Genomic DNA, 25,485 nt, shown 5'->3' with positions numbered 1-25,485 from the left:
CAGAATGTCAGTGGTGCCAGTCATCCGAAGCAAATACGGTTTCTATCAAAAGCTGCTGCGGGAGCATAAATACGTACTCCGGGATACCGTCGATGTGGTTAAGGTAAGCGGTCAGCCCATCTTTCTGGAGGGCCGGGCTGCGGTTTCGCACAGCGACCTTGATGCCGAAATTACGCTGTCCGTTCGGGTCAAAAACAATAATCACGACTTTTTTCAGTTTGAATTACGGTGTGATGAACTGGGCGACGAATCTTTTTTTCAGTTTCACAGCGACGGGTGCGCGCACCGGAATGCGGACGAAACCATTCCGCTGGCCAAGCAACAGGTGACCACCCCGCACTTCAACCATTACAACCGGCATGGGGCCGCCGTTACGTACAAAATGCCGCTGCAACCGTCGGAGAAAGAACCGGATACGATTGAAGACATCAACCGCAGTATGGTTTATTTTTGCCAGGAAGCCAAACTGAATCTGCGCGACGACGAATTTCCGTTTATCCGGGTTTTGCCCAACGCCTTACCGCTCCACGTCACTCAAAAAGACCCCAATTCAACGGTTTTGTTTTTGTAATGGTATTCGAGGAAATTTATAACGATATCAGAACCGCGTTCGGTCAGCTATGGACCGTTAAGGAGCGGGGGAAATCGCTGGAAATCATTACGCCGTATACCACGACGACGCAGAAATTCATTTCCGTATTTCTTTCGTACAAAGACGACGAATACATCGTTTCGGATGGCGGCTGGATCGACAACGGTTTTTACGAGAACGCTTACAACCTGGAAGACGACACGTTCCGAAAAATCGCGCACCACTACTTTAACGCATTCGGAATCAAGGAAATAAAAGGCTCCAGCCAGCGAACGTATTTCTACAAAAAGACCATTACGGCCATTGCGGTGCCGTCGCTGGTTTTCGACCTTGCCAATTTCATCGCTGCGATGGTCAGCATGTCCGAAATTGAATTTGTCGAGCGCGAGGAACGCGAAACCAAAGAGCAGTTCCGGCGCTCGGCCAACGACTACCTGCAAACGGTTTTTCCGAAAGAAAGGGTGGATCTGGGCGTGTATCTGGACGATCAGAAGCAAATCCGGCTGCACGCGGTGGTCAAAGAATCGTCGTCGCGGCTGGTTCTGATCAATTACATCACCGGCAGCAATCCGTATTTTTTCAACAACAGCATCACAAAAACCAACTTTCTGTTCGAACTGGCGGACAAATCCATCGTCGGCCGGTTTGTCAAACGGAAAATTTCGCTGATCGACAACACGGCGGCCGGTTTTGTGCCGAACCGGATTACGACCTTCATTAATCACTTGCTGGAAAATACTGGCTCCGAAAAAATCGACTGGTCGGAGCGCGAGCGATTAAACGGGCTTCTCTGATCACTTAATCACCTTCGCCACTTCAAACACGCCCTGTTTGCTGCCGGCCCGGCCGTCGGCCGTAATGCCGTTGATGACAAACCGGAAGGTCCCCGCTTCGTCGGACGTATAAAAGTCAAACTGAGCTTTGCCCTGCGCATCGGTTTTCAGGGCGGGCGTCCAGTAGAGCAAGGTGCGCATATCCGGTAACCGGCTCCCCGACCGCTGGGGCGTGTCGTAACGCGGAGCGTAAAAATCGCGCGGAATCTGCAAGCCTTCGTAGTCGGCCAGCAGGGCTTTGGCGTCGGGTCGGTACCCGGCCAGATCGCCCTTGTACGTCGTAAAACTGATGATGCCGTCGAAAACCAGCGGCCCCACGATGTAATGCCGGGCCATTACCTCCAGCTTTTGCACTTTCCGGGGATCAATGGCCATTACTTTGTCCATGTCAAAAAGAGGTACGCCATCCAGCAGCGCCAGCGGGTTTCCGGTGAAAAACTGTTTGTGCGGAATATCCAGCACCGTGATGCTGTACCCCTCCCGGCGTTTGCGGGCCATGACGCCCGGCACATATTCGCGAAAGACTTCTTCCATCACCGGAAAGCGGGTGAAATCGTCGAGCCGGTATTTCTCGTCCGGCGTTCCGTAAAACGCGACGCTATCGACCTGCGGCAGGTGGTAACGAACCAGGTTCTCGCGGTAATACGCGTTCTGCACCTGCATCGGAACACTGCGCGCCAGCAACGGCGACTGCAAGGATGCTGGAAAATCGAAAACCGGCAACCGCGAAGCGGAATACCGCTCCAGAAACGGATTCTGCAATTCGGCCCGAAAAATACTGTCTCTCGGATTGAGCTGAATAACCAGGTCTTTCGGCCCAAAAAATTCTTTCATTTCAAACTGGACCCGCCCTTCGGAATCGGAGCGCGAACCGTACAGCAAAATGTGTTTGCCCGGCACCGACAGGTAGGCACTCAACCCCCGTCCGGGCTGGCCCGTGGCGCCGTGCACGAGTTTGCCCCGCACAAAATGACCGTTCACTTCCGGCACGTACTCCTCCTCCGGCGGACTGGATTGCAGTACGGTTTCCCAGCGGAACCGGCGCCAGCCCTGGGTTAGCATCAGGTTGTCGGTGGCTTCGGCCACTTCGCTTCCTTCGGCGGTGAAGTAATACGTCGGGTTTTCGACCGCGCCCCGCAGATCGGAGGTTAGCAACAGATAACTGGCAATATCACCGGATTCGGTCAACTGAAGCGAATCGAGCCGGTACACCGCCACCGAAAGATCGGACAGGACGGGCTTGCCGGTTTCGTCCTGCGCATTCAACTCAAAAACCGCCTTTTCGCGGGTTGACAAAATGCCGCTGGTCAGTTTGGCGTCGAGCGCCAGCCGTTTTTCCGGTCGTTTGAAATACAGCCGTTCGCAAACCGGCTTCCGGCTGGCGTCAAAAACCGTCAGGTGCGAAACGCCCTCGCCCAGCGTTTTTTTGTCAATGGCAAACGTGGCGGTGTTGTCACGAAACGGTTGCTGATCGGCCCGAATGGCCGTCAGACGCGTATGGACCAGCAGATACGCCGACGCGGCTGCGGTTCCGGTTCTGACCGTGACCCGCAACTGATCGGTGCCGGTTTCTTCCACCTGCATCGTATAGCCCTGCGGCTGAATGGCCGGCAACGGACGCGCAACGGTTTTCCCCTGCGCATCGGTCAGCACCGCCCGGTATTGCTGGCCCTCCGCCGGTGTCAGCGCGAACCGGCCCATGCCCAACCGCAGCGGTTTCAACCGGGCGACCGTGTCATTGTTCTGATCGACCACAACACCCTGCAAATCAACACCTTTTCCGTTAGCATCGGTGGCTTTGAACGCAACCGTGCTGCTCAGCCCGCGCACGAGGTTGCCGCCTTCGGGGAAGAATTGAACGTCGTAGGCCAGCGTATCTTTCAGGACCGGCAATTCCAGCTTCCGGAACGAGTTGACAATCGTGACCGGTTTTTCAAAGAAACCTTCGGGACCGAAATTTTTCATCCAGTTCGTGTAGGCCCGAATCAGGTAGTTGCCCGAACCCAGCGTTGTCGGCAGAAACAACGACCCGTTACCCGCTCCGCCGGCCAGGGCTACTTTCGTTTGCAGCACCGGGCGGTTTTCCCTATCCAGCACTTCCAGGTACGCGACCTTACTCAGCGAAAGCGGTTGGTGAAACAGTCCGTCAACGTAATTGATTTTAAACCAGATCAGCTCTCCGGCCACGTAAAACGAGCGGTCGGTATGCACGAACAGTTTTTCCTGCAAGGTCCGGTTTCGGTAGGTTTCAAGCTGCTGCCGGATCAGGTCCGGCGCGTCGGTTTGGCCCCAGACGCGGTGCGGGTTCAGCTGGGTCAGCAGGAGAACAGCCGAAAGAAGGTGCAGCGTTTTTGCTAAGCGGTTCATGGAATCTTGATCATTACCAGAAACTCGGTTTGACATTGGTTCCGGCGGTCCGGCAATCGACGCAAAAAGCCGTACTCATGCGGTAGCCGATAACGGCGCCCGAAAGGGACAGAATCTCGTCAATGGGCTCGGACCCCAATTCGGCGGCTTGAAAAGCCGATTGCTTTTCGCGGGTGGCTACCAGCGGCAGCGTGTCTTCGACACACGCTTCGTACATGGTCGGGACCCGAAACGTAATCGGTAGCTGGTTTCCGGCGACAAAAATCCGTTTTTCTTCCACCGAATACCCGCTCAAATAGCCCACCACCGGTTCGTCCGGGTCGGTGACCCCGCGAAGGTTCCCAACGGTTTGAAACGGCTGCGGGTCGAACAGCGAACCCAGATTTTCGGTATTCTTCCGCAGATTCTGCCAGTATTCGTAGGCTTCGTCCGTCAGCGCGTATTGTTTCACCAGCAGGCTGTACCGAATTTTCAGCCGGTTGGACGATGCGTTCGAGACGAAGATCAGCGGAAACTTGTTGATCACGTCCTGCGTGAGCTGATTCGACGAACTCACGAAAATGCCGGTTGATTTGCCGGAACTCCAGCAGTGGTTGATGTTATCCGTCCGGTAGTCAAACTTTTTGTTCTCGTATTTAATCCGGGAGTAGAAAGCGGAGTAGTACTCCCAGGTTTCTTCGTACTCCCAGCGGTAATACTTGGTTTTGTTGTCCGGATCGTGCGTCGTTACGTAGAACTGCACGCCCCCATCCTGCGGTCGCCAGGTCAGGCTGTCAATCTTGGGAGTGCGTTTGATGGTCACATAATCAGACAGATACTCCCGGCCAGCCGCCGTTCTGATCCGCAACCGGTACTTCTGATCGAACTGCAAACCGCCTTCGGCCAGCGTGTAACTGCCGTCGTCCTTGTCCACAAAGGTCTGGCTGTTTCCTTTTTCCCCTTCTACTTTCAGGCTCGCTTTGGTTTCCACCGGCGGTTTTTTACCGTCGCTCAGGTTGTGCGTACGCGACAGCCGCACCGTGCTGACGCCGGCTCCGTTCAGAAAACCGTCCACCACCAGATAGGTGTTGGGAGCCGACACCGCCGGAGGGCGATACGGATCAACGCAACTCCCGATCAAGGCCGTGACGACGAACCACAAACTGACCCACGTATCGTTTCTCTTTTTCATCATGCGTGTTTCCATCCTTCTCGTGTGATCTACCCGGTTTTTCACCAGAATCCGGGTTTAACAGTGGTGCCCACCGTTCGGCAATCGACGCAGGCGGGTGAGCTCATCCGGTAGGCGTAGATCATGCCGGCTGGCGAAACGATCGCGTCAATCGGCAGAAAACCGGCTTGGGCCATTTCGGCGGCTGTCAGGTCCGGGGGTGGTGGCGAAAGCAAAACCGTATCCGGCACACAGGACTCGTACCCCGACGGTATCCGCCAGTTGATGGGCAGTTGGGCGGAGCTGACAAAAATCCGTTTTTCCTCTACCGAATGCCCGCTCAAATAGCCCACCACCGGTTCGTCCGGATCGGTGACCCCGTACAGATTGCCAATCACCTGAAACGGCTGCGGGTCGAACAGCGAACCCAGATTTTCGGTGTTCTTCCGCAGATTCTGCCAGTATTCAAACGCTTCATCGGTCAGGGCGTATTGCTTCACCAGCAAACTGTACCGCACCCGCAGCCGGTTGGACGATGAATTTGAGACGAAGATCAGCGGAAACTTGTTGATCACGTCCTGCGTCAGCTGCGTCGATGAACCCACGAAAATGCCCGTCGAGTTGGCGCTCCGCCAGCAATGATGGATGTTTTCCTGCCGGGGTATAAAGGCTTTATTCAGGTATTCAATCACCGAATAATAATCCATATAAAACTCCCAGGTTTCTTCGTACTCCCAGCGGTAATACTTGGTTTTGTTGTCCGGATCGTGCGTCGTTACGTAGAACTGCACGCCCCCATCCTGCGGTCGCCAGGTCAGGCTGTCAATTTTGGGAGTGCGTTTGATGGTCACATAATCAGACAGATACTCCCGGCCAGCCGCCGTTCTGATCCGCAACCGGTACTTCTGATCGAACTGCAAACCGCCTTCGGCCAGCGTGTAACTGCCGTCGCCCTTGTCTACGAATGGCTGACTGCCCCCTTTCTCCCCTTCTACTTTCAAGCTCGCTTTGGTTTCCACCGGCGGTTTTTTACCGTCGCTCAGGTTGTGCGTACGCGACAGCCGCACCGTGCTGGCGCCGGCCCCGTTCAGAAAACCGTCCACCACCAGATAGGTGTTGGGGGCCGACACCGCCGGAGGGCGATACGGATCAACGCAACTCCCGATCAGTAAAGGGACCACCACGTAGAACAGGCGTTTTCTCATCCGTTTCAGAACTTGAAATTGTACGTAACCGTCGGGATGGCCTGCCCAAAGATGGAGAGTTTATACCCCCGAACCACGCCACCCAGCGAGGTAAAATACACCGAATACGCATTCCGGCGGCCGGTCAGGTTATACACCGCCACCGTCCAGGAGCTGTGGGCCAGCTTCTTGACCTTGTGATTGCCCTCGATGTTGAGCGATAAATCGGCGCGGTAGTAATCCGGAATGCGGTATTGGTTGCGTTCGGAATAATACACCCGCTGCGAACCGCCCAGCTCGTATTTGGCCAGGGGCAGCGTGATGGGCCGCCCGGTGCTGTACGTAAAATTGACCGAGACGCTAAACCGGCGGTTGATGCGGTAATTTCCCACCCAGGTCGCGTCGTGCGGTTTGTCAAAATTGCTGGGGTAATAGTCGCCCCGGTTGATCTTTTCCTGCGGCACGCTCTGGTCGACGCGCAGAAACGTGCGGGAATACGTATAACTCAGCCAGCCGTTGAACCGACCGGTGAGTTTTTTAATCAGAAATTCGACCCCGTAGGCCATGCCCTCCGCCCGGACGATCTCCGTTTCGGGATGGTGGTTCATGATGAGCGTGGCCCCGCTCCGGAAATCCAGCACGTTGTCCATCGTTTTGTAATAGCCTTCGACCGAAGTTTCGATGGTGTTGTTCTTGAAATTTTTATAGAGTCCCAGCGAGAACTGATCCCCCACCTGCGGCAAAATATTCGGATCGCTCAGCTTCCAGATGTCGGTCGGCGCCATGGCGGAGGTGTTCGACAGCATGTGCAGGTATTGCCGCATCCGGTTGAAACTGAGCTTGATCGACGCATCCGTGGTGAAGGCATAGCGGGCCGAAATCCGGTATTCCGGGCCGTGATACGTCTGGATGTTTTTTCCGGCGCCGTACGACAGCGTATCCTGAATGCCGGATGCGGTTTTGGGCGATCCGTTGGGATACACGTAAATATCCTTCGGCCCCAGGTAGTTGAACATCGAATACCGCAGGCCGAAATGAACCGAGAAGCGGGGCGAAATATCAAACCGGTCGCCGGCGTAGATGGCGCTTTCCAGGCCCTGCTCGGTGGGCACCACGTCGGGCCGCACCAGCGACTCGCCCCCCAGCGGCTGGAAGCTCCCCGGACGAAGCTTGTACAGGTTGGTGCTCACCCCGAAATCCAGCGTGTGCCGGGCGGTGGGGTAATAATTAAAGTCGGTTTTAAAGGTCGACTGGTCCACCTGAAAAGCCAGCTTATAGGCATTGACCGGGTTTTGCTCGCTGGAAACCGAATACTTGTACCGGCTGGTGGTTGCCGTAAAAACGCTGTAGAGTTTGGGGTTAAAAATATGTTTCCACTTCACCGACGCGTTCAGGTTGTTATAGCGGTAGAGCGTATCGCTGTTGAGCCGGAATTCATCCTGGCTGTAATACCCGGTGAGGTAAAGCGTGTTTTTCTCGCTGAATTCGTGGGTGATGTGGGCGTTCAGGTCGTGAAAAGCCGCCCGGCTGTTGCGGAAAGCCTGGTTTTTCAGGTTTTTCAGCAACCAGTCGGAATACGTTGAGCGCGCGCCAATCAGAAACGACGACTTTTCTTTGATAATCGGACCCTCCAGCGTCAGCCGCCCCGTCAGCACGCCGATGCCGCCCGATCCCGACAGTTTTTTCTTGTTCCCGTCGCGCGTGGTCACCTCCAGCACCGACGACAACCGCCCGCCATAGCGCGACGGAATCCCGCTTTTGTATAATTCCACGCTTTTGATCATGTCGGGATTAAAGGCGGAGAAAAAACCGAACAGGTGCGACGGATTGTAAATCGTCGCGTCATTGTACAGAATCAGATTCTGGTCGGTCGAGCCGCCCCGCACATTCAGGCCTACGTTGCTCTCCCCCACCGACTTAACGCCGGGCAGCGTCAGCACCACTTTCAGCAGATCGGCTTCGCCGAAGGCCGTTGGCACCTGTTTCAGCGTCCGGATATCCAGCCGTTCCAGGCCCATTTGCAGTCCCGACACGTTCACGTCCTTCTCGGCTTCGATCACCACTTCTTTCAGGGCAATTACGTCGTCCTCCATCTCGATTTCCAGCTTCCCGTCGGCATACAGCATGATCTGCCGCTTCGTATCCTTCAGGCCGATGCTCCGCAGCAGGAGTTCATGCCGCCCGCGCGGCAACGTAATCGAGTAATAGCCAAACTGATCGGTGACCACGCCAATGCGCGGTTTGTTGATGTAGACCGCAGCCCCGATAACCGGTTCGCCGGAAGCCGCATTGCGAATGTGCCCCGCCAGGTTGACGTTGCCGGGCCGGACGGGCGTGGTTCGCCGGCCGATGTTGAACAAACTGGTTTCGAGCGTCAGGCGTCGTTTTTCCTTTTCGGCCAGGTAATCAACAAGGCCGGTGTCGCTCTCGCTGGTGGCGTTGCCCCGGTCAAAAAAACCGATGGGCAGGTCGGTCCGGATGGCGCGTTCGGGCGTAATGAAAACCCGCTTCTGGGCGTCGATGGCGTAATACAGGCTCGTGCCTTCCAGGACCTGCCGCAAAACCGCCGGCAATTGCTGGCCGCTGTTCGGATACGTCACCCGCACGCTGTCCACGTTCCGAAGGTCGTAGAAAAACCGGTAGTTCGTCTGGGCTTCCACTTCCCGGACAAACTGTTCAAACGACACGCCATTGAACGGGCCCCGGATGGGTTTTTCGCCGGTCTGCTGTCCAAAACCGGCGGTTAGCGAGAGCGCAAAAAAGGAAAACAGGAAAACGGTTCGGTACAATTTCATCATAACTATCGGGCAGATTCGTCGTACTGTTGCGTGAGTTTTACGATCGCGGCTTCGCGGTTCTTGGCAAATTTGATGCGGTTTTCGCGCAGGTATTTCCGAAGTGTTTTTTTCTGGTCGGCCAGCAGGTTCAACACCGATCGTTTGGTTTTTACCGGGTAAAAAATACCGTTCTTGCCGATGTAAAAGCTGTTTTCGGTCAGGTATTCTTCCTTGACGGTATTTTGCACAAACTCGCTTTTGATCGTTTTGGAGCGCCGGGCCAATACTTTCGAGCGGCCGTCGTAGAGTTGATCGTAAAAACCGGTTCGCAAGCCGATGTTGCGGGCCGTATCGCGCACGATCCGGACAAAATGGTGGTTGGGAATCGTAAACCGGTTGACTTTGATGCTTTGCAACTGAATGCGATATACGCTGTCGATGTGCGGAACCACCACCACGTCGTCCACCAGATCATACAACAACTGAACGTTCTGGTAGTCAACGCCGTCGTACGTAATGGTGCCGGTTCGCCAGAGCGAATCGACGTAAGGATGGCCTTTAATGGCGGGCGAATGACCGACGTATTCGGCGCCGTTGTAGAAGCGCGCCTGATCCGTAACGGAACGGACGTAGCGGGTGTTGGCGTGGCGAATGGCATTTTCCCGGAAGGAACTGTCGGCCGAAGCGCTCTGGCCGAAAACCCGCCATCCCGGAATGAAGGCTAATACACTAACCAGTAAGGCGACATACTTCATCGGTAAAAGAAGCCAGAATAAAGGTTTAGGTTGTATTAAAAAGGAATTAATCGGGCAATTATACCCTTATTTCCGGTTTTTTCGGTTACATTCTGACCTGTTATATCCTCATAGACAACTTTTTGTCGCAATCCGTTGGAAACCACGCGATCTAATTTTTTATCTGATTTTCAGGCGGTTTTTCCCGCTGAGTTCACCTGGCAACCGGTCGAATGGGCGGCTCAAACGCCCTTTTTGCTCCTGCGTCTGGCCGATACCCCGATTCTGATTCATTACATCGATTTTCAGACGTACATCCCGTTTCAGCAGCAAACCGACGCCCGGTTTTTTTTTCAGCACCTCACCGACCGGTTTGCCGAAAACGGCGACCGGCTGATTCACCTCTGGGAAGACGTCTGGCGGCAAAAACCGGCCGTTGTCCGGTCGCGGCTTCGGGCGCTGGCGGGTTTTTCAGAACGCATTCCGGCCCGGCTGACGCAGGTTCGGCGGATCGATAAGCCCACCTCCGGGCGGTTTTTGGACGAAAATCATTTGCAGGTCGTCACGCACTCGAAGTACAAATATGGTTTATTTCTGCCCGCGCGCTATTTTCGGGTGGTGTCGGCCGGTTTTCTTAATGAACAGATCGACTCGCCGGAATTGCTGGTGGCGGTGGCCACGTTCAGTTATCCGCGCCAGGTTCTCCGGAATGGCATCGCCCACCGCTCGGTCGAGCTGGTGCGGTTTGCCAACAAGCTCAGTTGTACGGTCGTGGGCGGGCTGGATAAGTTGCTGCAAGCCTTCGTCACCGATTTTCAACCCGACGACATCATGACCTACGCCGACCGCGACTGGTCCGACGGCCGGAGTTATAAAAAACTGGGTTTCACCCGCCTGGAACAGACCGAACCGCAGCAGTTCTGGCTTCGGCCGGAGGATGGGATCCGGCACTACCCCAACCGGTTGCCCGCCGGTTTGACGGCCCCCGAAATGCCCGCCAATGGTTACATTCCGGTTTATAATTCGGGGAATAGTAAGTTTGTGAAGCTTTTTAACGGTTGATGTTATTCCGTATTCGATCGTAAATCCTTGCCGGTTATGAAATGAAATGAATAGCGAACCTTGAATAGTGAATAACGAATTTCGAAAATGAACCTAGGCCTGTCAAAAATGATCGTCATTCTTGGTCCCACCGCGAGCGGTAAAACGCGCCTGGCCGCGCAGGTTGCCAGTCGGATCAAGGGCGAAATCATCAGCGTGGATTCCCGGCAGGTCTACCGCAGCATGGACATTGGTACGGGCAAAGATCTGGACGAATACCAGCTTGACCATCAATCCATTCCGTACCATCTGATCAATATCGTCGATGCCGGAACGGATTATAATCTGTATCAATACCAGCAGGATTTCAATCAGGTGCTTCCTCAAATTCTGAGCCGGGGGCGGGTGCCGGTGCTTTGCGGAGGAACCGGTCTGTACCTGGAAGCCGTGTTAAAAGCCCACCAGTATACCGCCATTCCGGTTAACGCCGACTTGCGGGTTGACCTGGAAACAAAAACCGACGCGGAACTGCTCGACCGGTTTCAGCAACGGCCGTCGGCGTATAGTGATCTGGCGGATTTATCCACCCGCAAGCGCCGGATTCGGGCCCTTGAAATCGCTGCTTACCTGGCGGAGCACCCTGAAACGGAACTTTCGACACCGGTTTCCCTGCCGGATGCCCTCTTTTTCGGGATTGCCATTCCCGTTGACGTGCGTCGGCAGCGCATCACCGACCGCTTGCAACAGCGCCTTCAGAACGGTATGGTTGAGGAAGTTCAGTGCTTACTGGAAAGCGGCATCCCGCCCGAAAAGCTGGTTTTTTACGGGCTGGAATACAAGTTCATCACCCAGTATCTGCAAGGCGACCTGGATTATCCGACCATGACCGCCCGGCTCGAAACCGCCATTCATCAGTTTGCCAAACGCCAGATGACTTTCTTCCGGAAGCTGGAACGGGACGGCCTACCGATTCGCTGGCTCGACGGACAGGAACCAGTCGCTCACTTGGCGGACATCATTTTGAATGATTTTCAACGCTTTAGCTCTTAAAAACGAATCCTTCACCCGTAACTCTTACTACCGGAACGCCTAATCCCGGTAGTTTTCTGTATTTTTGAGCCATGACCCAACCTAAAAACCCGCTTGTTTTTTTAGAAGCGCTTCATCAGGAAATTCAGCAAACGAAATACGGCCAGCAACCGGCGGAACTCTACGACCCGATTGGCTACATCATGAATCTGGGCGGCAAGCGCATGCGGCCACTTCTGACGCTCATGGCCGCTTACCTCTTCAGCGATAACTGGCAGAAAGCCCTTAAACCGGCCGTTGCCGTGGAAGTGTTTCATAACTTCACGCTGATGCACGACGACATCATGGATCAGGCGCCCCTGCGCCGGGGTCAGCCGACGGTTCATGAAAAATGGAACCACAACATTGCGATTCTGTCGGGCGACGTGATGCTGGTTAATGCCTATGAACTGCTGCTGGACGTGGAAACGCCGTATCTGAAAAAAGTCCTGACCCGCTTCAACCGCACGGCCGCCGAGGTTTGTGAAGGCCAGCAACTGGACATGAATTTTGAGACGCGCTGGGATGTTACCGAAGAGGAATACATCGAAATGATCAAGCTCAAAACGTCGGTTTTGCTGGGTTTTGCGCTCGAACTGGGCAGCATCATTGCCGGTGCCGACGATCAGTCCGGCGCGCTGCTGCGCGAAGGCGGTATTAACATCGGGCTGGGATTTCAGCTGAAAGATGATCTGCTGGATGTGTACGGCGATCCGGCCAAATTTGGCAAACAGGTTGGGGGTGATATTATTGCGAACAAAAAAACGTTTTTACTCATCGAAGCGCTGCAAAAGGCCCAGGGCGATCTGAAAACCGGGTTGACCGATTGGCTGAGTGCCACGGAGTTCGATAAGCAGGAAAAAGTGCGGGCCGTCACGGCGATTTACGATCAGTTGGGCATCCGCCAGCTGACGGAAGAACGAATTAATAATTATTTTACGCGGGGCCTGGCTAATTTCAGACAGGTTGCGGCCGATCCGGACCGGAAAGCCCTGCTTCTGGAGTTTACCGAGCAACTTATCGGCCGGGAAAGTTAACCCATACGTTGAAGTTCACCCACCTCTCTTTATGAATGTAACGCTGGCAATCATCGTCATCACCGTACTCGTCAGCCTCTATGGCTGGCAGAACGAATCGTTTCTGGATAACCTGGTTTTGAATCCGCAGAAGGTGTTCCGGCGCGGGCAATGGTATCGACTCCTGACGTCGGGCTTTGTTCACGCCGATTTCGGGCATTTGCTGTTCAATATGTTCAGCCTGTTTTTCTTCGGCCGGCTGATCGAGCAGGTGTTTGGGGCGCTGTTTGGCGGGGCCGGACCGGTTTATCTGCTGATTTTTTACCTGGCCGCCATTGTTATTTCCGACATTCCGACGCTGATCCGGCACCGCGACCGCTCAACTTACAATTCCCTGGGCGCATCGGGCGGGGTATCGGCCCTGCTGTTTGGCGCCATTATGTTCCAGCCAACCGAAAAAGTGTATCTCTACGGTGCCATTGGCATTCCCGGTTTTATTTTCGGGGCTTTGTACATGGGCTATTCGTTTTACGAATCCCGACGCGGGCGGGGCAACATCAACCACGATGCCCACTTGTACGGCGCCATTTTCGGGGTGATCGTCGTGGTGCTGCTGTATCCACCCGTGGTTCCGTATTTTGTTCAGCAGCTTGCCAACTGGAGCCGGTTTTGACGCCCGGCGAAAGCGCGTGAACGGCGGGTAGCAGCGAACGATGTTGCGGGTCTGTTACCTTATTTCTTTGGTCTTGAATGTGGCATTTTCTCAACCAGCCTTATCCGTGTGAAGAACCACCGCGCAGCCGGTGGTTTAAGGCCTTCTGGATTGGGGTTTTCGTAGGAGTGTTTCTGTTACTCTTCCAACCGTTTGGGCTGAATCTCTGGCAAACGTCGTTTAAAACCGCCAAGATTCTCGGTTTTGGCCTGATTTCGTTTTTGGTAACGGCGGGCCTCAATTTCCTTACTCCGGTTTTGCTACCCGGGCAGTTTACCAACGAACGCTGGACGGTCGGGCGCGAAATCCTCTGGATCACCCTGCACATCACCCTGATCGGACTGGTCAATTCCTTTTACCTACAGTTACTCATCGGGAACGCCATTCATGCACCGGATTTGGCCGGAACGATCATCGTTACGTTTCTGATCGGCATTTTTCCCTCCGCAGCGACCGTAATTGTCAATTACATCATCAGGCTCAAAAAATACAGCGAGTCGGCCCGGGCCATTCCGGTCCCCGATCATCCTGCCCAGAACCCTCCAGCCGCGGACCGGCCAGATGTGCCGGACCCACAAAAACCAGCTCAGCCGCTGCTCACGTTAACCGCCGAAAACGAAAAAGACAGCCTCTCCTTTCCGGGCGCCGACCTGTTTTACATCGAATCCAGCGATAATTATTCGACCGTGGTTTACCAAAAAGACGGCCAAATCCTGAAGCCCCTGCTGCGCAGCAGTCTGAGCCGGCTGGAAAATCAGCTTGAGGAAAACGAAAATGCCGCCACCGTCCGCCAGGTGATCGTCCGGTGTCACCGCTCGTACCTTGTCAATCTGGAGAAAGTGGAAAAGGTGACGGGTAATGCACAGGGGTACAAACTGCATTTATATGGTGGTCAATTTCAAATACCGGTCGCCCGAAAATACAACGACACATTGGTGGCCCGCCTGAAAGCCCTGCCCTAATGGATTGCCAAACGTCCCAACGGCTTTCCCAACCACCCCAGGGTTTGCCAAACGCCCCAAATCAAGGCGCTCTACCCCACCGGTTTGCCCGATTTCAGGCGTTCGTGTAGGTTTGTTTCAACGAATCGAACTCCACTAAACGCATTCTGAATCATGACTCTTCTGGTAAAGCTCGTGCTGATCCTCCACATTGCCGCCGGTTTTCTGGCGTTGCTGGTGGGCCTGGTGCCAATGATCACGAAAAAGGGAAACCGCCTGCATAAAGTAACCGGGCTGGTGTTTTACTGGTGCATGGCGATCATCTGCCTGACGGCGGTTTATCTGGTTTTTTTCAAACCCAGCACCCTGTTTCTGCTGTTTATCGCCGTTCTGAGCTTTTATTTCTCTTTCTCGGGCCGACGCATTCTTCGCTTAAAAAAATCGCAAAGCCCCTTTACGCGAATCGATCAGATCGCGGCTTATCTGGCGCTGGGCTGCTCGCTGGTGATGGCGGGTTTGGGCATCCAGGCCGCAGTGACCTGGCTTACCACCGGAAACCTGTCGATGTTTGGGATTTTGTACTTGTTTTTTGCCGGTATCCTGTTCAGCAACGCCCGCTACGATGTGGGGCTGTTCCGGCATCCGGAAAAAGCCAGAAATGGCAAAATGGAGTGGTTTTACGGGCACATTACCCGCATGTCGGGGTCGTACATCGCAACCGTGACGGCGTTTGCCACCGTCAACACCCGGTTTTTACCCGGACATCATTTTCTGGTTGATCTGGCGGCCTGGACACTGCCCGGAATCATTGGCGGCATCCTGATCGGACGCACCATCCGGTATTACAAGGAAAAAGCCGGGGAAAAGAAGCTGACGCCCAAAACCGCCGTTGCGTAAATCCGCACGGCCCGGTGGTCAGCGTTTGAAAAAACCTTTGGGATCGGGGGCTTTCTCCAGCAACTCCTGCAGAAAAGCCAGGTCAACGGACGAAAACTCCAGCGCCCGGGCTTTGTGCACATTTTCCCAGGAAGCGGTATACTCGCCTTTGGCAAACTGGGCCCACGATAGCCGCATGAAGGTATTGGCGTTGGTCTGGTCGTATTGCAGGGCCTTGTTCAGCACCTGAATCGCTTCGTCGAGGAGTTCGTTGTCTTTGTTTTCCTTGTAGTGTTTGAGCTGAACCGTGGCCAGGTCCGTCATCAAAACCGCATTGGTATCGGCGACGGCCAGCCCTTTTTTCAGCAAGCGGATCGACTCCGGTGTTTTGCCCTGCTGGTAACAGATGACACCCAGGCCCCAGTACGTGTCAGAATTTTTATCGTCCAGCAGCCAGGCCAGATTGAAGCGGTAAGTGGCCGTATCCAGTTGACCCTCCGTCAGGTATTCCCAGGCGCGGGTGGAAAAAAACTGGCTGGCTTCCGAGCGGTTGGTAAAATTCTGGTCGCATTCGTTGAGAAAACGGACCTCCCAGGCGATGTGCTCCGTTGTTTTTGCTTTTTCTCCAAACAAAGGCGCCACCATCGGGTTTACCATAATGTGGTTAGCGTCCTTGGAAACCTCAACAGCCGTATCCCCCTTTCCCACTTCGACCTTTCGGGCCGAACTGGCTAACTGTCCCGTTTGGGCAAAAACACCCAGCGGAAACCACAGCAGGAGACCGAAAAACCGTAATCCTTTTGTCCGATTATTCATGTGACGTTAAACGTACTAACCCCTATAGAACGTTAAGGGTATTCAATTTAGTACAAAAAACCGAAAATCGGTTACGTCCGCCGACGGCGCGATGGTCCCGATTTGGGTTTGCTGCCACGGGCCGCCGAACTCTTGGGGGCTTTGCTGCGGGTGGTTGAACTCCGGCCTTTCACCGGCACGCCTTTCTTCTCATGAAACGCCCCTTTGAAGGTAGGGTCTTCTTTTTTGCGCTGACTGTCGATCTCGCGCAAGTAAGCCTGCTGTTCGTCGAACGGAGTTTCCGCTAGTGGAACAGCCGCCGGAATGGATTCGCGCGGAATTTCCATGCGGATTATTTTCTCAATTTTTCCGATGTGGTATTCTTCCGCAATCGTCATGAAGGTGACGGCTTCGCCCGTGCGGTTGGCGCGGCCCGTCCGGCCGATCCGGTGCACGTAATCTTCGTAAATCAACGGTACATCGAAATTAATGACGTGGCTGACTTGGTTGACATCGATGCCCCGCGCCGTTACGTCGGTGGTTACCAAAACCCGAATGTTTCCTTCCTTAAACGCTTCCATCGCGTTGATGCGCGTATTCTGGCCCTTGTTGGCGTGTAGAACGCGAATCCGGTCGTCGGCAACGACCTTCCGGGCTAAAAACTTGTAGATGTTGTCGGCGGTTTCTTTGGAGCGGGCAAACACGATAACCCGGTTGGCGGCTTCGTTGCTCATCAAATGGGCCAGCAGATCGATTTTGGTCCGGAAGTTGGGCACCGCATAAAGTTTTTGCGTCACCATATCCGCCGTCGATGCCTGGGGCGTCACTTCCACCCGCATCGGAAACTCCAGAAATTCGTACGACAACTCCTCTACTTTGGCCGGGAAGGTGGCCGAAAACAGCATGTTCTGCCGTTTCACCGGAATGACTTCCAGAATTTTCCGGATCTGCGGCATGAAACCCATGTCCATCATTTTGTCGGCTTCGTCCATCACCATCGTGTTCAGGTGCTTCACCACGATTTCACCGCGCAGGTAAATATCCGAAAACCGCCCCGGTGTCGACACCAGAATGTCCACGCCTTGCTGCACCGCTTCAATCTGGGCTTTGGGACCAATACCGCCGTATAGCGCGACGTGCCGGATGTCGGTGTATTTGCCCAGTTCACTGATGGCTTTGTCGATCTGCATCACCAGTTCGCGGGTCGGAGCCAGAATCAGCACCCGGGGATGTTGCCCCTGCGCAAATTTGGTTTTCATCAGCAACGGCAGCAGGTAAGCCGCCGTTTTGCCCGTACCGGTTTGCGCAATGCCCAGCACGTCATGCCCCGCCATCGCCAGCGGAATGGCTTGCTGCTGAATGGGCGTCGGCCGCTCATACCCCGCTTCTTCAATAGCGTTCAGGAGTTGCCGGTTGAGGTTAAAATCTTCGAATGATGTAATTTCCATAACTATCGTCTTGAACTGGGATTGTCTTGAACTCGGATTCCGCAGATTAAAGGATTTGAAGGATCTAAAAGATTGCGACAGCTCATCCCAGTTGATCTCGCTCCGGCGGCCCGGTTTAATCTTCGGAAGCCGAGTTCAAGACCGTTTAGTTCAGGATTAAAATCGTTTCAATACCTGCTCGATGCCGCTCAAATAGCCGGTTCCAAACAGGTTCAGATGCACCAGCAACGGATACAGGTTATAAATCGGAATCCGTTCCTGAAAACCGTCTTCCAGCGGAAACGCTTCGTCGTAGGCGTCGTAAAACCGCTCATCGAAGCCGCCGAAGAGTGTCGTAAAAGCCAGTTCGGCTTCGCGCAGCCCGTAGTGAGCCGCCGGATCGATCAGGGCCACATCCCCCTGTTCGTTTACCATCACATTCCCGGACCACAAATCGCCGTGCAACAGCGCCGGTCGTTCGACGGGCAACAAATCCGGCAACCGCTCGTATAATTTCTGAAATTTAGCGTAAAGCTCCCGGGAGAGAAGACCTTTGTAAAGCGCCATTCCGGCCAGCGGCTGAAGACGCTGCTCGATGTAAAACGCAATTCCGTTGTCGGTTAATTCATTGCGTTGCGGCAGCGAACCGATGTAATTGTCAGTGCTCAGCCCGAATTTGGACTGGGTGTGTGAGTGTACTAACGCCAGCGACTGCCCGAATAATTCCCAATAGTCGGTTTTTGGTACCACGGGGTCGATGTATTCCAGCACCAGATAGGCTTTGTCGCGGTATTTTCCGTAGCCAATGACCTCCGGAATGTAAATCGCTTCGGTCGAACGCAGCAGGTCGAGACTCTGGGCTTCGCAGCCAAACATCTCGGTATTGTCCTCCGGATTCCATTTCACGAAATAAAGGCCTTCCGACGAAAAAACCTGCGCTGCCGTATTGATGTTGCCGCCCGCCAAAAACCGGGCTTCCAACACTTCGACCGAGCGACCCAGGGTCTGAAAAAATAAGCCTTCAAAAAAATCAAACTGTTCTTCTCCCAGCCACATCATTAATTACTGTTTTCCGTTGTGTGGTTTCCCGTTTCGATTTACAGTTTACAGTTGGTACTTTTGCCAACCCAATCCGCTATGAATACCCAGATACAACACCTTTACGAACTGGCGCAGCGCCCCGAACGCCGGATCATCGGACTGATGTCGGGCACCTCGATGGACGGTCTGGACGTAGCGCTGTGCCGTATTCAGGGCAGCGGGCCACAAACGCAGGTTTTGCTCACCCATTTCGAGACCGTTCCGTATACGGACGACCTGAAGGCGGAAATACGGAAAGTTTTTGCCAAAAAAGAAATTGATTTTCAACATCTGTGTTTGCTCAATGCCTGGATTGGACGAATTCACGGCCAGATGGTCACCGATTGTCTGACTCAGTGGAACCTCACCGCTGCCGATGTGGATCTTGTGGCCAGCCACGGCCAGACGGTTTTTCACGCGCCCAAAAGCCAGCACCGGCTCGCCGGTTTCCCCAACGCGACGCTCCAGATCGGCGACGGCGACCACGTAGCCGTAACAACCGGCATCATCACGCTCAGCGATTTTCGCCAGAAACACATTGCCAAAGGCGGTGAAGGCGCTCCGCTGGCGGTCTACGGCGATTATTTTATTTTCTCGAAAAAAGACGAAAACCGGATCATGCTCAACATGGGCGGTATCGCCAATTTTACGTATCTGCCGGGCAATCTAAGCGCCGAAGAAGTCTTTACCACCGACACCGGCCCCGGCAACACGCTCATCGACGCCTTCACCCGGCAGTATTTCGGCCAGCCGTACGACGCCGACGGCCGGATTGCCGCCAGCGGAACGATCCACCAGGCGTTGTTGCTTGAACTGAAAAAAGATCCGTTTTTTCAGGCACCGGTTCCCAAAACCACCGGGCCGGAAGTGTTCAACGGCGAGTACGTCCACCGGGCGCAGCAACGCAGCCAAACCGGGTCGTTACCGCCCGCCGACCTCCTGGCGACCCTCACGCGCCTGAGCGCCGAAACCATTGTCGAGGCCATTCAGAACGTTCTCAAGCCGGGCGAAGTATATACGGTTTACTGGAGCGGGGGCGGTATGCACAACCCGGTTCTGACCGGCGCCATCCGGGATTTGTTACCCGCCTGCCGGTTTGCCAGCACCGATGACCTGGGCCTTTCGGGTGATGCCAAAGAAGCCATCCTGTTTGCGGTTTTGGCCAACGAAGCCGTCGCGGGCGGAACCACCTCGTTTGGCAACCGGCAGGGCGTTCCGACGGTGACGATGGGCAAAGTTTCTTTTCCGAATTAACGCACAAATCATGACTGATATCATCATCATCGGGGGCGGTATTGTGGGGCTGGCAACGGCGCTGCAAATCAAGCAGCAACGCCCTACTCTTTCGGTTACCGTCCTGGAAAAGGAAAACCGGCTGGCGGCCCACCAGACCGGCCACAACAGCGGGGTGATTCATTCGGGCCTTTACTACAAACCGGGTAGTCTGAAAGCCACCAACTGCATTCGCGGGTACTGGATGCTACTCGAATTCTGCGAAAAAGAACAGGTTCCCTACGAGCTTTGCGGCAAAATCGTGGTGGCTACCAAACCGGAAGAAGTGCCTTTGCTGGACAATCTGTACGAGCGCGGACGGCAAAACGGCCTGGAAGGGCTGAAAAAGCTGTCGCAGGGCGAAATGCACGAAATCGAACCGCACGTCCGGGGCGTCGAGGGCATGTGGGTGCCGCAAACCGGCATCATCGACTACGTGCAAGTTTGCGAGAAATACGCCGAAAAACTCCGCGAGCTGGGGGGCAAAATCCGGCTGGGGGAGCAGGTGATGCAGATCACGCCCGGCAACACGCTGTCGGTGGTGGTGACGAACCAAGCCACCTACGAAACCAAACTGGTGGTCAACTGCGCCGGGCTCTATTCCGACAAAATCGCGCAACTCGGCCAGCGCCAGCCCATCGACCTCCGCATCATTCCGTTCCGGGGTGAGTATTTCAAACTCCGTCCCGAAAAACAGCACCTGGTCCGCAACCTGATTTACCCGGTCCCCGACCCCAACTTCCCGTTTCTGGGGGTTCACTTCACCCGCATGATTCACGGTGGGGTCGAAGCCGGGCCGAATGCGGTTCTGGCGTTTGGGCGCGAAGGCTACCGCAAATCGGACATCAATCTGAAAGAATTGTTTGAAACCCTGAGCTGGTCCGGTTTTCAGAAAGTAGCCGCCAAATACTGGGAAACCGGCCTGGGAGAGATGTACCGCTCGTTTTCAAAGTCGGCTTTTACGAAAGCCTTGCAGGAACTGATTCCGGCCATTCAGGAGGATGATCTGGTGGAAGGCGGTTCGGGCGTTCGCGCGCAGGCCTGCGACCGTACGGGCGGTTTGCTCGACGACTTTGCCATTCTGGAAACCGAGCGGGCCATCAATGTTTGCAACGCTCCCTCGCCGGCGGCTACTTCGTCGCTGTCGATTGGTTTGACGGTATCGGAGAAAGCACTGGCCCGGTTTTAAGGCACCGCATAATTAGAAAAAACTTAAAAATTGAAATAATCCAATAATGTATTTGCTACCTTCCCTAAATGCTTCGTAACTTGCAGAGATTAAGCATTTATCCCAAAATAAATAATTACTTCCTAACTAGTCACATGAAAAATATCCTGTTTGCTATTGCCTTCGTAACTGTCATTTCATCGTGTTCGAGCAAGAAGCGTTTAGCCGAATTGCAGACCGTCCATGATAAAGTAAAAGTGGAATTAGAAGATTGTGCCAAAAAAACCGCCAGCCTGCAAAGCTCCCTCGGAACAAAAGAAGCCGAACTGACCACCAAAAACGGTCAGATCAACGATTTGCAGAGTCAGTTGGATTATATGAAAAAAACCAACACGAACTTGCTGGACCGGATGGCCGATCTGTCGATTGTGAGCAAAGCCGGGGCTGAAAGCATCCGCCGTTCGCTCGAAACGCTTTCAAACGTGTCGTCGTCGGCCCAACGCCGGGATTCGATCAACCTGTTGCTGGTGAAGAATCTGAAACGCTCCCTGTCGGACATCAACGACAGCGACGTGCAGGTGGAAGTGAAAAAAGGTGTGGTGTACGTTTCGATCTCGGATAAATTACTTTTCCCGTCGGCCAGCTACGTGCTGAACAAACAGGCGGAAGGCGTTCTGGGTAAAGTGGCGCAGGTCATCAACGACCACCGCAACCTGGATGTGCTGGTGGAAGGCCACACGGACGTGTACCCCATCTCGACGCAATTCCTGAAAGACAACTGGGATTTGAGCGTGCTGCGCGCAACGTCGGTCGTTCGGACGCTGCAAACGCAATTTGGTGTAACGCCCTCGCGTCTGACCGCCGGTGGCCGTTCGGAATTCCTGCCGAAAGAAGATAACACCACGGAAACGGGTCGTCAGGCCAACCGCCGGACCGAAATCGTTCTGCTGCCGAAACTGGATGAGTTCTTCAACCTGTTGACCGAGCAGAAATAAGCGGAATTGAAAAAGCTTACAAGGCCGGTGATGGATCCATCACCGGCCTTCTTTTTTTAGACCCCCACCGTAAAGCCGGTTTCAAAAATACCGTCCGGTTCGACGTGCTGAATGGCTTCTTTCTGCTCAAACGGCACGGGCGTTCCGTCGCGGTCGGCGCAGCCCAGCCAGGGCTCGATGCAGACAAACGACGCACCCGGTTTGGCCCAGATGCCCAGGTACGGAAACGCCGGAAAGCTCACCGTTACGGCGTGATCGTGGTTGCGGCTCCGAATGGTCACCGCCCGCGAATCCGGATTTTTAAACACCAGCGCGTCCTGATCGAATAAATCGGTGGTCAGCGGCAACTGGTTTCCGACCGTCAAAACCGGCTCGGTTTCGCCCGTGAAATAGCCTTTGGGCGACAGCAGGTGCCGCTCCAGCGGTTCTTCCTTCTGAAACTCCAGGAAATAATCCTCGTAGGATTCGTTCGGCAAAAACGGCACGGCAAAAGCCGGGTGCGCCCCCACCGAGAAATAAATCCGCTTCGTGTCCTGGTTGATCACCCGGTAAATGATGGTCAGAACCGACTTGTCGATCTGGTATTCGATTTGAAAATCAAATTCGTACGGAAAAACCGCCCGGGTCTGTTCGTTGGCCGGCAGCGAAAAAACCGCCTTCGTCGGCGTCGCTTCCACCAGCATGAACTCGGACTGGCGGGCAAAACCGTGTCGTTCCATTGGATACGGTTTTTCATCGACGATGATTTCGTTGTCGAGGCAGCCGCCCACCACCGGAAACAGGTTGGGTGCGTGCCAGCCCCAGACCGCCGGATCGGCCTGCCACAGGTGTTCAATACCGGTTTGTTGATTATAAATCGACGTCAGCTCGGCACCTTTCGGCCGAATCGTCACTTTCAGAAAGTCGTTTTCGAGTGTTGTCATGATTGAAATGGTTTCCGCAACTTAATGACAAAAATGGGCAGAAAGCCGTAACTTCGGGCAAAATTTTACCGCATGGCTCCACAACGCAACCGGGCGCTGACGTTCATCTTTATTACCATTCTGATTGACTGCACGGGCATTGGCGTTATTGCTCCGATTGTTCCCCGGATTATCGAAGAACTGACCGGCGAAGGACTCAGCGATGCTTCGGAATACGGCGGCTGGCTGACCTTCTCCTACGCCGTCATGCAATTCATTTTTGCACCGATTCTGGGCGGGCTGAGCGACCGCTTCGGTCGGCGGCCCGTGCTGCTGATTTCGCTGTTCGGGTTGGGGGCCGACTACGTTTTCTGTTCGTTTGCGCCCACCATTGCCTGGCTGTTTGTGGCCCGGTTTGTGGCCGGTATCTGCGGAGCCAGCTTCACAACGGCCTCCGCTTACATTGCCGATGTGAGTCCCCCGGAAAAACGGGCGCAGAATTTCGGGCTGGTTGGGGCGGCTTTTGGTCTGGGCTTCATTGTGGGCCCCATCATCGGCGGTATTTTCAGCCAGTACGGCAGCCGGGTTCCGTTCATGATTTCGGCCGGGTTGTCGCTGCTCAACTTTATCTACGGTTTTTTCATTCTTCCAGAATCGCTTTCGCCGGAAAACCGCCGGGAATTTAACTGGAAACGGGCAAACCCCATCGGCTCGCTGACCCGCCTGAAACGCTATCCCGCCATTGTGGGACTGGTTGGTTCGATGGTCTTGCTGTACATTGCCGGTCAGGCTCCGCAGGCGGTCTGGACGTACTACACGATCGAAAAATTTCACTGGGATGAAACCTGGGTGGGCTATTCGCTCGGTTTTATCGGCCTGACGGTGGCTATTGTGCAGGGTGGCGTCATTCGGGTGGTGGTTCCGAAGCTGGGACCCAAACGATCGGTTTTTACGGGTCTGGCGTGCTCAGCGCTGGGTTTTACGTTGTTTGCGTTTGCTACCCAGGGCTGGATGATGTTTGCGTTCATGATTCCGTACGCCCTGGGCGGTTTGGCCGGGCCGGCCGTACAGGGCTTGATTTCGTCGCAGGTGCCGCCCAATGAACAGGGTGAGTTGCAGGGCGCGCTGGCGAGTCTGGCGAGCATGACCTCCATCATTGGCCCCTTGCTCATGACGCACTTGTTTGCGTATTTTACCAAACCCGAAGCGCCGGTGTACTTTCCGGGAGCGCCCTTTCTGATGGGTGCCGTGCTGATCCTCGCCAGTGTGTTTTTAGTGACGAAGGCCTTGGGAACGGATTCTATTTTGGTACCCAAACCGGAAAAATCGTCTTCCAGCCTTTAGGCTCCTGCCACACACCCCCGTTTACGACCTCGTATGGCGCAAGTATCATTTTGAGAGTTTTCTCGTTGGCGCGGTCAAGTTCGGGTAATACGTCCGGGGCGGAAGCAGCGCGGCCGGTTTTCAGAACAACGGGGACCAGCAGATTCCGGTTCGCGACGGAATGCAGATGCGGGTCTGTTGTTACGCCGAACCCATTACCACCGACGGAACGGGCGAAAACCGGATTCCGAAGCGGGAGATGGCCCGGTAAAAAGTCTTTCAGCCTCGACTCGGATAAGCCCGGATTAAGTCCTTCGGATACGCTTCTTCTGGTACACGTAAAAGTACCTGTTTTTACAAAACCGTAAATTCCCTCTACCAAAACGCGTTTTGATCGGCCACCTTTGTAGCGTCGAAAGACAAACAACAACAACTACTGAACAACAAAGAACAACAACAAGTACGACATGGAAAAGCAAGTCTGGGGAGAATCGTGGGAAGGTTCGAACACCCGCTTTCACCGCCAGGACGTTCACCCGCACGTACTGAAACACCTGACGCCGTTTGCGTTGATGGAAAAGTCGGTTTTTGTGCCGCTCTGCGGCCGATCGCTCGACCTGGTGTATTTCAGTCAGTTTGCGGAGCGCGTCGTGGGTGTGGAACGGACCGAGAGCGTCATCCTGCAATTCTTCGCGGAAAACCAGCTTGCGTATGAAAAAATCGGGGAGCGGTATATTTCGAACAACCTGACCATTTTTTGCCAGGACCTGTTCACACTAACGCCCGAAGAAGTCGGTGAGATTGATCTCGTTTACGACCGGGCTTCGTTGGTTGCGTTACCGCTTCCCATGCGGGTGGGATACCTGCAAAAAATGGAAGAACTCACTTCTCCGGGTACGCAGTATTTTCTGAGTACGCTGGAATACGCGCCGGAAATGAACACGGCTCCGTTCAGCATCGGCCCCGAAGAGGTTTACGGGTATTTCCCGAACTACCTGATCGAGCACGTTGAAAGCCCGAACGCACCGCACCACCGGCTGGTGCGGAAACTCAATCTGCACTACTTGAAGGAACACGGTTTTAGGATGCGCAAACTCCACGACGCATCGTATGCCTCCCTGATCGAAGCCACCAGCCGCAGTTTCTACGAATTTTCGTAACGCTTCTCCGGGACTCTCCTTTCTGTCTGCTCCCTAACACCCGATTTTTTCTCTGTATTTTTTGTGACGTTA

22 protein-coding genes are annotated in these 25,485 nt (G+C 54.5%); 13 read left to right on the top strand and 9 right to left on the bottom strand.

What is annotated here, in order from left to right; translation table 11 throughout:
• The first annotated feature begins 4 nt into the window (after positions 1 to 4).
• Positions 5 to 571 carry a hypothetical protein gene (locus ACYVHX_RS20770; RefSeq protein ID WP_460673609.1) on the top strand — a complete coding sequence of 189 codons (567 nt, stop codon included), beginning with the start codon at positions 5 to 7 and terminating at the stop codon, positions 569 to 571.
• Positions 571 to 1,386: a hypothetical protein gene (locus tag ACYVHX_RS20765; protein WP_460673608.1), complete on the top strand. Its 816-nt coding sequence runs from the start codon at positions 571 to 573 to the stop codon at positions 1,384 to 1,386. Before ACYVHX_RS20770 ends, ACYVHX_RS20765 begins: the two co-directional genes overlap by 1 nt.
• Here ACYVHX_RS20765 and ACYVHX_RS20760 read toward each other — a convergent pair whose 3' ends face one another.
• The 5 genes from ACYVHX_RS20760 to ACYVHX_RS20740 are packed head-to-tail and all read right to left on the bottom strand — an operon-like array spanning position 1,387 to position 9,658.
• Positions 1,387 to 3,792, bottom strand: a complete 2,406-nt coding sequence (locus tag ACYVHX_RS20760; RefSeq protein ID WP_460673607.1) for a hypothetical protein — start codon at positions 3,790 to 3,792, stop codon at positions 1,387 to 1,389.
• A gap of 13 nt (positions 3,793 to 3,805) precedes the next feature.
• A complete protein-coding gene (locus tag ACYVHX_RS20755; protein WP_460673606.1) occupies positions 3,806 to 4,966 on the bottom strand; it encodes a DUF4249 domain-containing protein in 1,161 nt (386 codons plus the stop codon).
• A 38-nt stretch (positions 4,967 to 5,004) separates the two neighbouring features.
• On the bottom strand, positions 5,005 to 6,147 hold the full coding sequence (locus ACYVHX_RS20750; protein ID WP_460673605.1) for a DUF4249 domain-containing protein: 1,143 nt from the start codon (positions 6,145 to 6,147) through the stop codon (positions 5,005 to 5,007).
• A gap of 5 nt (positions 6,148 to 6,152) precedes the next feature.
• Positions 6,153 to 8,924, bottom strand: coding sequence for a TonB-dependent receptor (locus ACYVHX_RS20745; RefSeq protein ID WP_460673604.1), 2,772 nt, complete (start codon positions 8,922 to 8,924; stop codon positions 6,153 to 6,155).
• A 2-nt stretch (positions 8,925 to 8,926) separates the two neighbouring features.
• Positions 8,927 to 9,658, bottom strand: coding sequence for a hypothetical protein (locus ACYVHX_RS20740; protein WP_460673603.1), 732 nt, complete (start codon positions 9,656 to 9,658; stop codon positions 8,927 to 8,929).
• A 135-nt stretch (positions 9,659 to 9,793) separates the two neighbouring features.
• Here ACYVHX_RS20740 and ACYVHX_RS20735 point away from each other — a divergent pair, with 135 nt between their 5' ends.
• From ACYVHX_RS20735 to ACYVHX_RS20710, 6 genes are all read left to right on the top strand, one after another.
• Entirely contained in the window at positions 9,794 to 10,699 is a 906-nt protein-coding gene (locus tag ACYVHX_RS20735) for a hypothetical protein (protein ID WP_460673602.1), read from the top strand.
• A 108-nt stretch (positions 10,700 to 10,807) separates the two neighbouring features.
• Entirely contained in the window at positions 10,808 to 11,728 is a 921-nt protein-coding gene (gene miaA / locus ACYVHX_RS20730; RefSeq protein ID WP_460673601.1) for a tRNA (adenosine(37)-N6)-dimethylallyltransferase MiaA, read from the top strand.
• 71 nt (positions 11,729 to 11,799) lie between these two features.
• The gene (locus ACYVHX_RS20725) at positions 11,800 to 12,783 is read left to right on the top strand and encodes a polyprenyl synthetase family protein (protein WP_460673600.1); all 984 of its coding nucleotides are present in this window, start codon (positions 11,800 to 11,802) and stop codon (positions 12,781 to 12,783) included.
• A gap of 31 nt (positions 12,784 to 12,814) precedes the next feature.
• Positions 12,815 to 13,435 carry a rhomboid family intramembrane serine protease gene (locus ACYVHX_RS20720; protein ID WP_460673599.1) on the top strand — a complete coding sequence of 207 codons (621 nt, stop codon included), beginning with the start codon at positions 12,815 to 12,817 and terminating at the stop codon, positions 13,433 to 13,435.
• 167 nt (positions 13,436 to 13,602) lie between these two features.
• Positions 13,603 to 14,436, top strand: a complete 834-nt coding sequence (locus ACYVHX_RS20715; RefSeq protein ID WP_460673598.1) for a LytR/AlgR family response regulator transcription factor — start codon at positions 13,603 to 13,605, stop codon at positions 14,434 to 14,436.
• A 153-nt stretch (positions 14,437 to 14,589) separates the two neighbouring features.
• Positions 14,590 to 15,312: a DUF2306 domain-containing protein gene (locus ACYVHX_RS20710; RefSeq protein WP_460673597.1), complete on the top strand. Its 723-nt coding sequence runs from the start codon at positions 14,590 to 14,592 to the stop codon at positions 15,310 to 15,312.
• Between the two features lie 18 nt (positions 15,313 to 15,330).
• Here ACYVHX_RS20710 and ACYVHX_RS20705 read toward each other — a convergent pair whose 3' ends face one another.
• From ACYVHX_RS20705 to ACYVHX_RS20695, 3 genes are all read right to left on the bottom strand, one after another.
• Positions 15,331 to 16,107, bottom strand: a complete 777-nt coding sequence (locus ACYVHX_RS20705; protein WP_460673596.1) for a tetratricopeptide repeat protein — start codon at positions 16,105 to 16,107, stop codon at positions 15,331 to 15,333.
• A 71-nt stretch (positions 16,108 to 16,178) separates the two neighbouring features.
• Positions 16,179 to 17,534 (bottom strand): DEAD/DEAH box helicase, encoded by a 1,356-nt coding sequence (locus ACYVHX_RS20700; RefSeq protein ID WP_460673595.1) that lies wholly within the window; start codon positions 17,532 to 17,534, stop codon positions 16,179 to 16,181.
• Between the two features lie 156 nt (positions 17,535 to 17,690).
• Positions 17,691 to 18,572 carry a fructosamine kinase family protein gene (locus ACYVHX_RS20695; RefSeq protein ID WP_460673594.1) on the bottom strand — a complete coding sequence of 294 codons (882 nt, stop codon included), beginning with the start codon at positions 18,570 to 18,572 and terminating at the stop codon, positions 17,691 to 17,693.
• A gap of 78 nt (positions 18,573 to 18,650) precedes the next feature.
• On the opposite strand from ACYVHX_RS20695, the gene ACYVHX_RS20690 reads away from it, so the two are divergent.
• The 3 genes from ACYVHX_RS20690 (at position 18,651) to ACYVHX_RS20680 (ending at position 22,028) form a co-directional block, all read left to right on the top strand.
• A complete protein-coding gene (locus ACYVHX_RS20690) occupies positions 18,651 to 19,847 on the top strand; it encodes an anhydro-N-acetylmuramic acid kinase (RefSeq protein WP_460673593.1) in 1,197 nt (398 codons plus the stop codon).
• Between the two features lie 10 nt (positions 19,848 to 19,857).
• Positions 19,858 to 21,054 (top strand): L-2-hydroxyglutarate oxidase, encoded by a 1,197-nt coding sequence (gene lhgO, locus ACYVHX_RS20685; RefSeq protein ID WP_460673592.1) that lies wholly within the window; start codon positions 19,858 to 19,860, stop codon positions 21,052 to 21,054.
• 134 nt (positions 21,055 to 21,188) lie between these two features.
• A complete protein-coding gene (locus ACYVHX_RS20680) occupies positions 21,189 to 22,028 on the top strand; it encodes an OmpA/MotB family protein (protein WP_460673591.1) in 840 nt (279 codons plus the stop codon).
• Positions 22,029 to 22,084: 56 nt separating this feature from the next.
• Here ACYVHX_RS20680 and ACYVHX_RS20675 read toward each other — a convergent pair whose 3' ends face one another.
• Positions 22,085 to 22,951, bottom strand: coding sequence for an aldose 1-epimerase family protein (locus tag ACYVHX_RS20675; protein WP_460673590.1), 867 nt, complete (start codon positions 22,949 to 22,951; stop codon positions 22,085 to 22,087).
• 72 nt (positions 22,952 to 23,023) lie between these two features.
• On the opposite strand from ACYVHX_RS20675, the gene ACYVHX_RS20670 reads away from it, so the two are divergent.
• Positions 23,024 to 24,274, top strand: a complete 1,251-nt coding sequence (locus tag ACYVHX_RS20670; RefSeq protein ID WP_460673589.1) for a TCR/Tet family MFS transporter — start codon at positions 23,024 to 23,026, stop codon at positions 24,272 to 24,274.
• A 446-nt stretch (positions 24,275 to 24,720) separates the two neighbouring features.
• Positions 24,721 to 25,413: a class I SAM-dependent methyltransferase gene (locus ACYVHX_RS20665; protein ID WP_460673588.1), complete on the top strand. Its 693-nt coding sequence runs from the start codon at positions 24,721 to 24,723 to the stop codon at positions 25,411 to 25,413.
• The last annotated feature ends 72 nt before the right edge of the window (positions 25,414 to 25,485 follow it).

It is taken from the genome of Larkinella ripae (assembly GCF_054780775.1).
The sequence above is the reverse complement of the archived record's forward strand: the minus strand, read 5'-3'. Positions and strand labels throughout refer to the sequence as shown.

Bases quoted from the DNA above. Each gene is read 5' to 3' on its own strand.
- ACYVHX_RS20745 (WP_460673604.1), bottom strand. From the start codon at position 8,924: ATGATGAAATTGTACCGAACCGTTTTCCTGTTTTCCTTTTTTGCGCTC.
- lhgO (WP_460673592.1), top strand. From the start codon at position 19,858: ATGACTGATATCATCATCATCGGGGGCGGTATTGTGGGGCTGGCAACG.
- ACYVHX_RS20700 (WP_460673595.1), bottom strand. From the start codon at position 17,534: ATGGAAATTACATCATTCGAAGATTTTAACCTCAACCGGCAACTCCTG.
- ACYVHX_RS20705 (WP_460673596.1), bottom strand. From the start codon at position 16,107: ATGAATAATCGGACAAAAGGATTACGGTTTTTCGGTCTCCTGCTGTGG.
- ACYVHX_RS20720 (WP_460673599.1), top strand. From the start codon at position 12,815: ATGAATGTAACGCTGGCAATCATCGTCATCACCGTACTCGTCAGCCTC.
- ACYVHX_RS20750 (WP_460673605.1), bottom strand. From the start codon at position 6,147: ATGAGAAAACGCCTGTTCTACGTGGTGGTCCCTTTACTGATCGGGAGT.
- ACYVHX_RS20695 (WP_460673594.1), bottom strand. From the start codon at position 18,572: ATGATGTGGCTGGGAGAAGAACAGTTTGATTTTTTTGAAGGCTTATTT.
- ACYVHX_RS20765 (WP_460673608.1), top strand. From the start codon at position 571: ATGGTATTCGAGGAAATTTATAACGATATCAGAACCGCGTTCGGTCAG.
- ACYVHX_RS20725 (WP_460673600.1), top strand. From the start codon at position 11,800: ATGACCCAACCTAAAAACCCGCTTGTTTTTTTAGAAGCGCTTCATCAG.
- ACYVHX_RS20690 (WP_460673593.1), top strand. From the start codon at position 18,651: ATGAATACCCAGATACAACACCTTTACGAACTGGCGCAGCGCCCCGAA.
- ACYVHX_RS20760 (WP_460673607.1), bottom strand. From the start codon at position 3,792: ATGAACCGCTTAGCAAAAACGCTGCACCTTCTTTCGGCTGTTCTCCTG.
- ACYVHX_RS20710 (WP_460673597.1), top strand. From the start codon at position 14,590: ATGACTCTTCTGGTAAAGCTCGTGCTGATCCTCCACATTGCCGCCGGT.
- ACYVHX_RS20770 (WP_460673609.1), top strand. From the start codon at position 5: ATGTCAGTGGTGCCAGTCATCCGAAGCAAATACGGTTTCTATCAAAAG.
- ACYVHX_RS20680 (WP_460673591.1), top strand. From the start codon at position 21,189: ATGAAAAATATCCTGTTTGCTATTGCCTTCGTAACTGTCATTTCATCG.
- ACYVHX_RS20670 (WP_460673589.1), top strand. From the start codon at position 23,024: ATGGCTCCACAACGCAACCGGGCGCTGACGTTCATCTTTATTACCATT.
- ACYVHX_RS20675 (WP_460673590.1), bottom strand. From the start codon at position 22,951: ATGACAACACTCGAAAACGACTTTCTGAAAGTGACGATTCGGCCGAAA.
- ACYVHX_RS20755 (WP_460673606.1), bottom strand. From the start codon at position 4,966: ATGATGAAAAAGAGAAACGATACGTGGGTCAGTTTGTGGTTCGTCGTC.
- ACYVHX_RS20665 (WP_460673588.1), top strand. From the start codon at position 24,721: ATGGAAAAGCAAGTCTGGGGAGAATCGTGGGAAGGTTCGAACACCCGC.
- ACYVHX_RS20740 (WP_460673603.1), bottom strand. From the start codon at position 9,658: ATGAAGTATGTCGCCTTACTGGTTAGTGTATTAGCCTTCATTCCGGGA.
- miaA (WP_460673601.1), top strand. From the start codon at position 10,808: ATGATCGTCATTCTTGGTCCCACCGCGAGCGGTAAAACGCGCCTGGCC.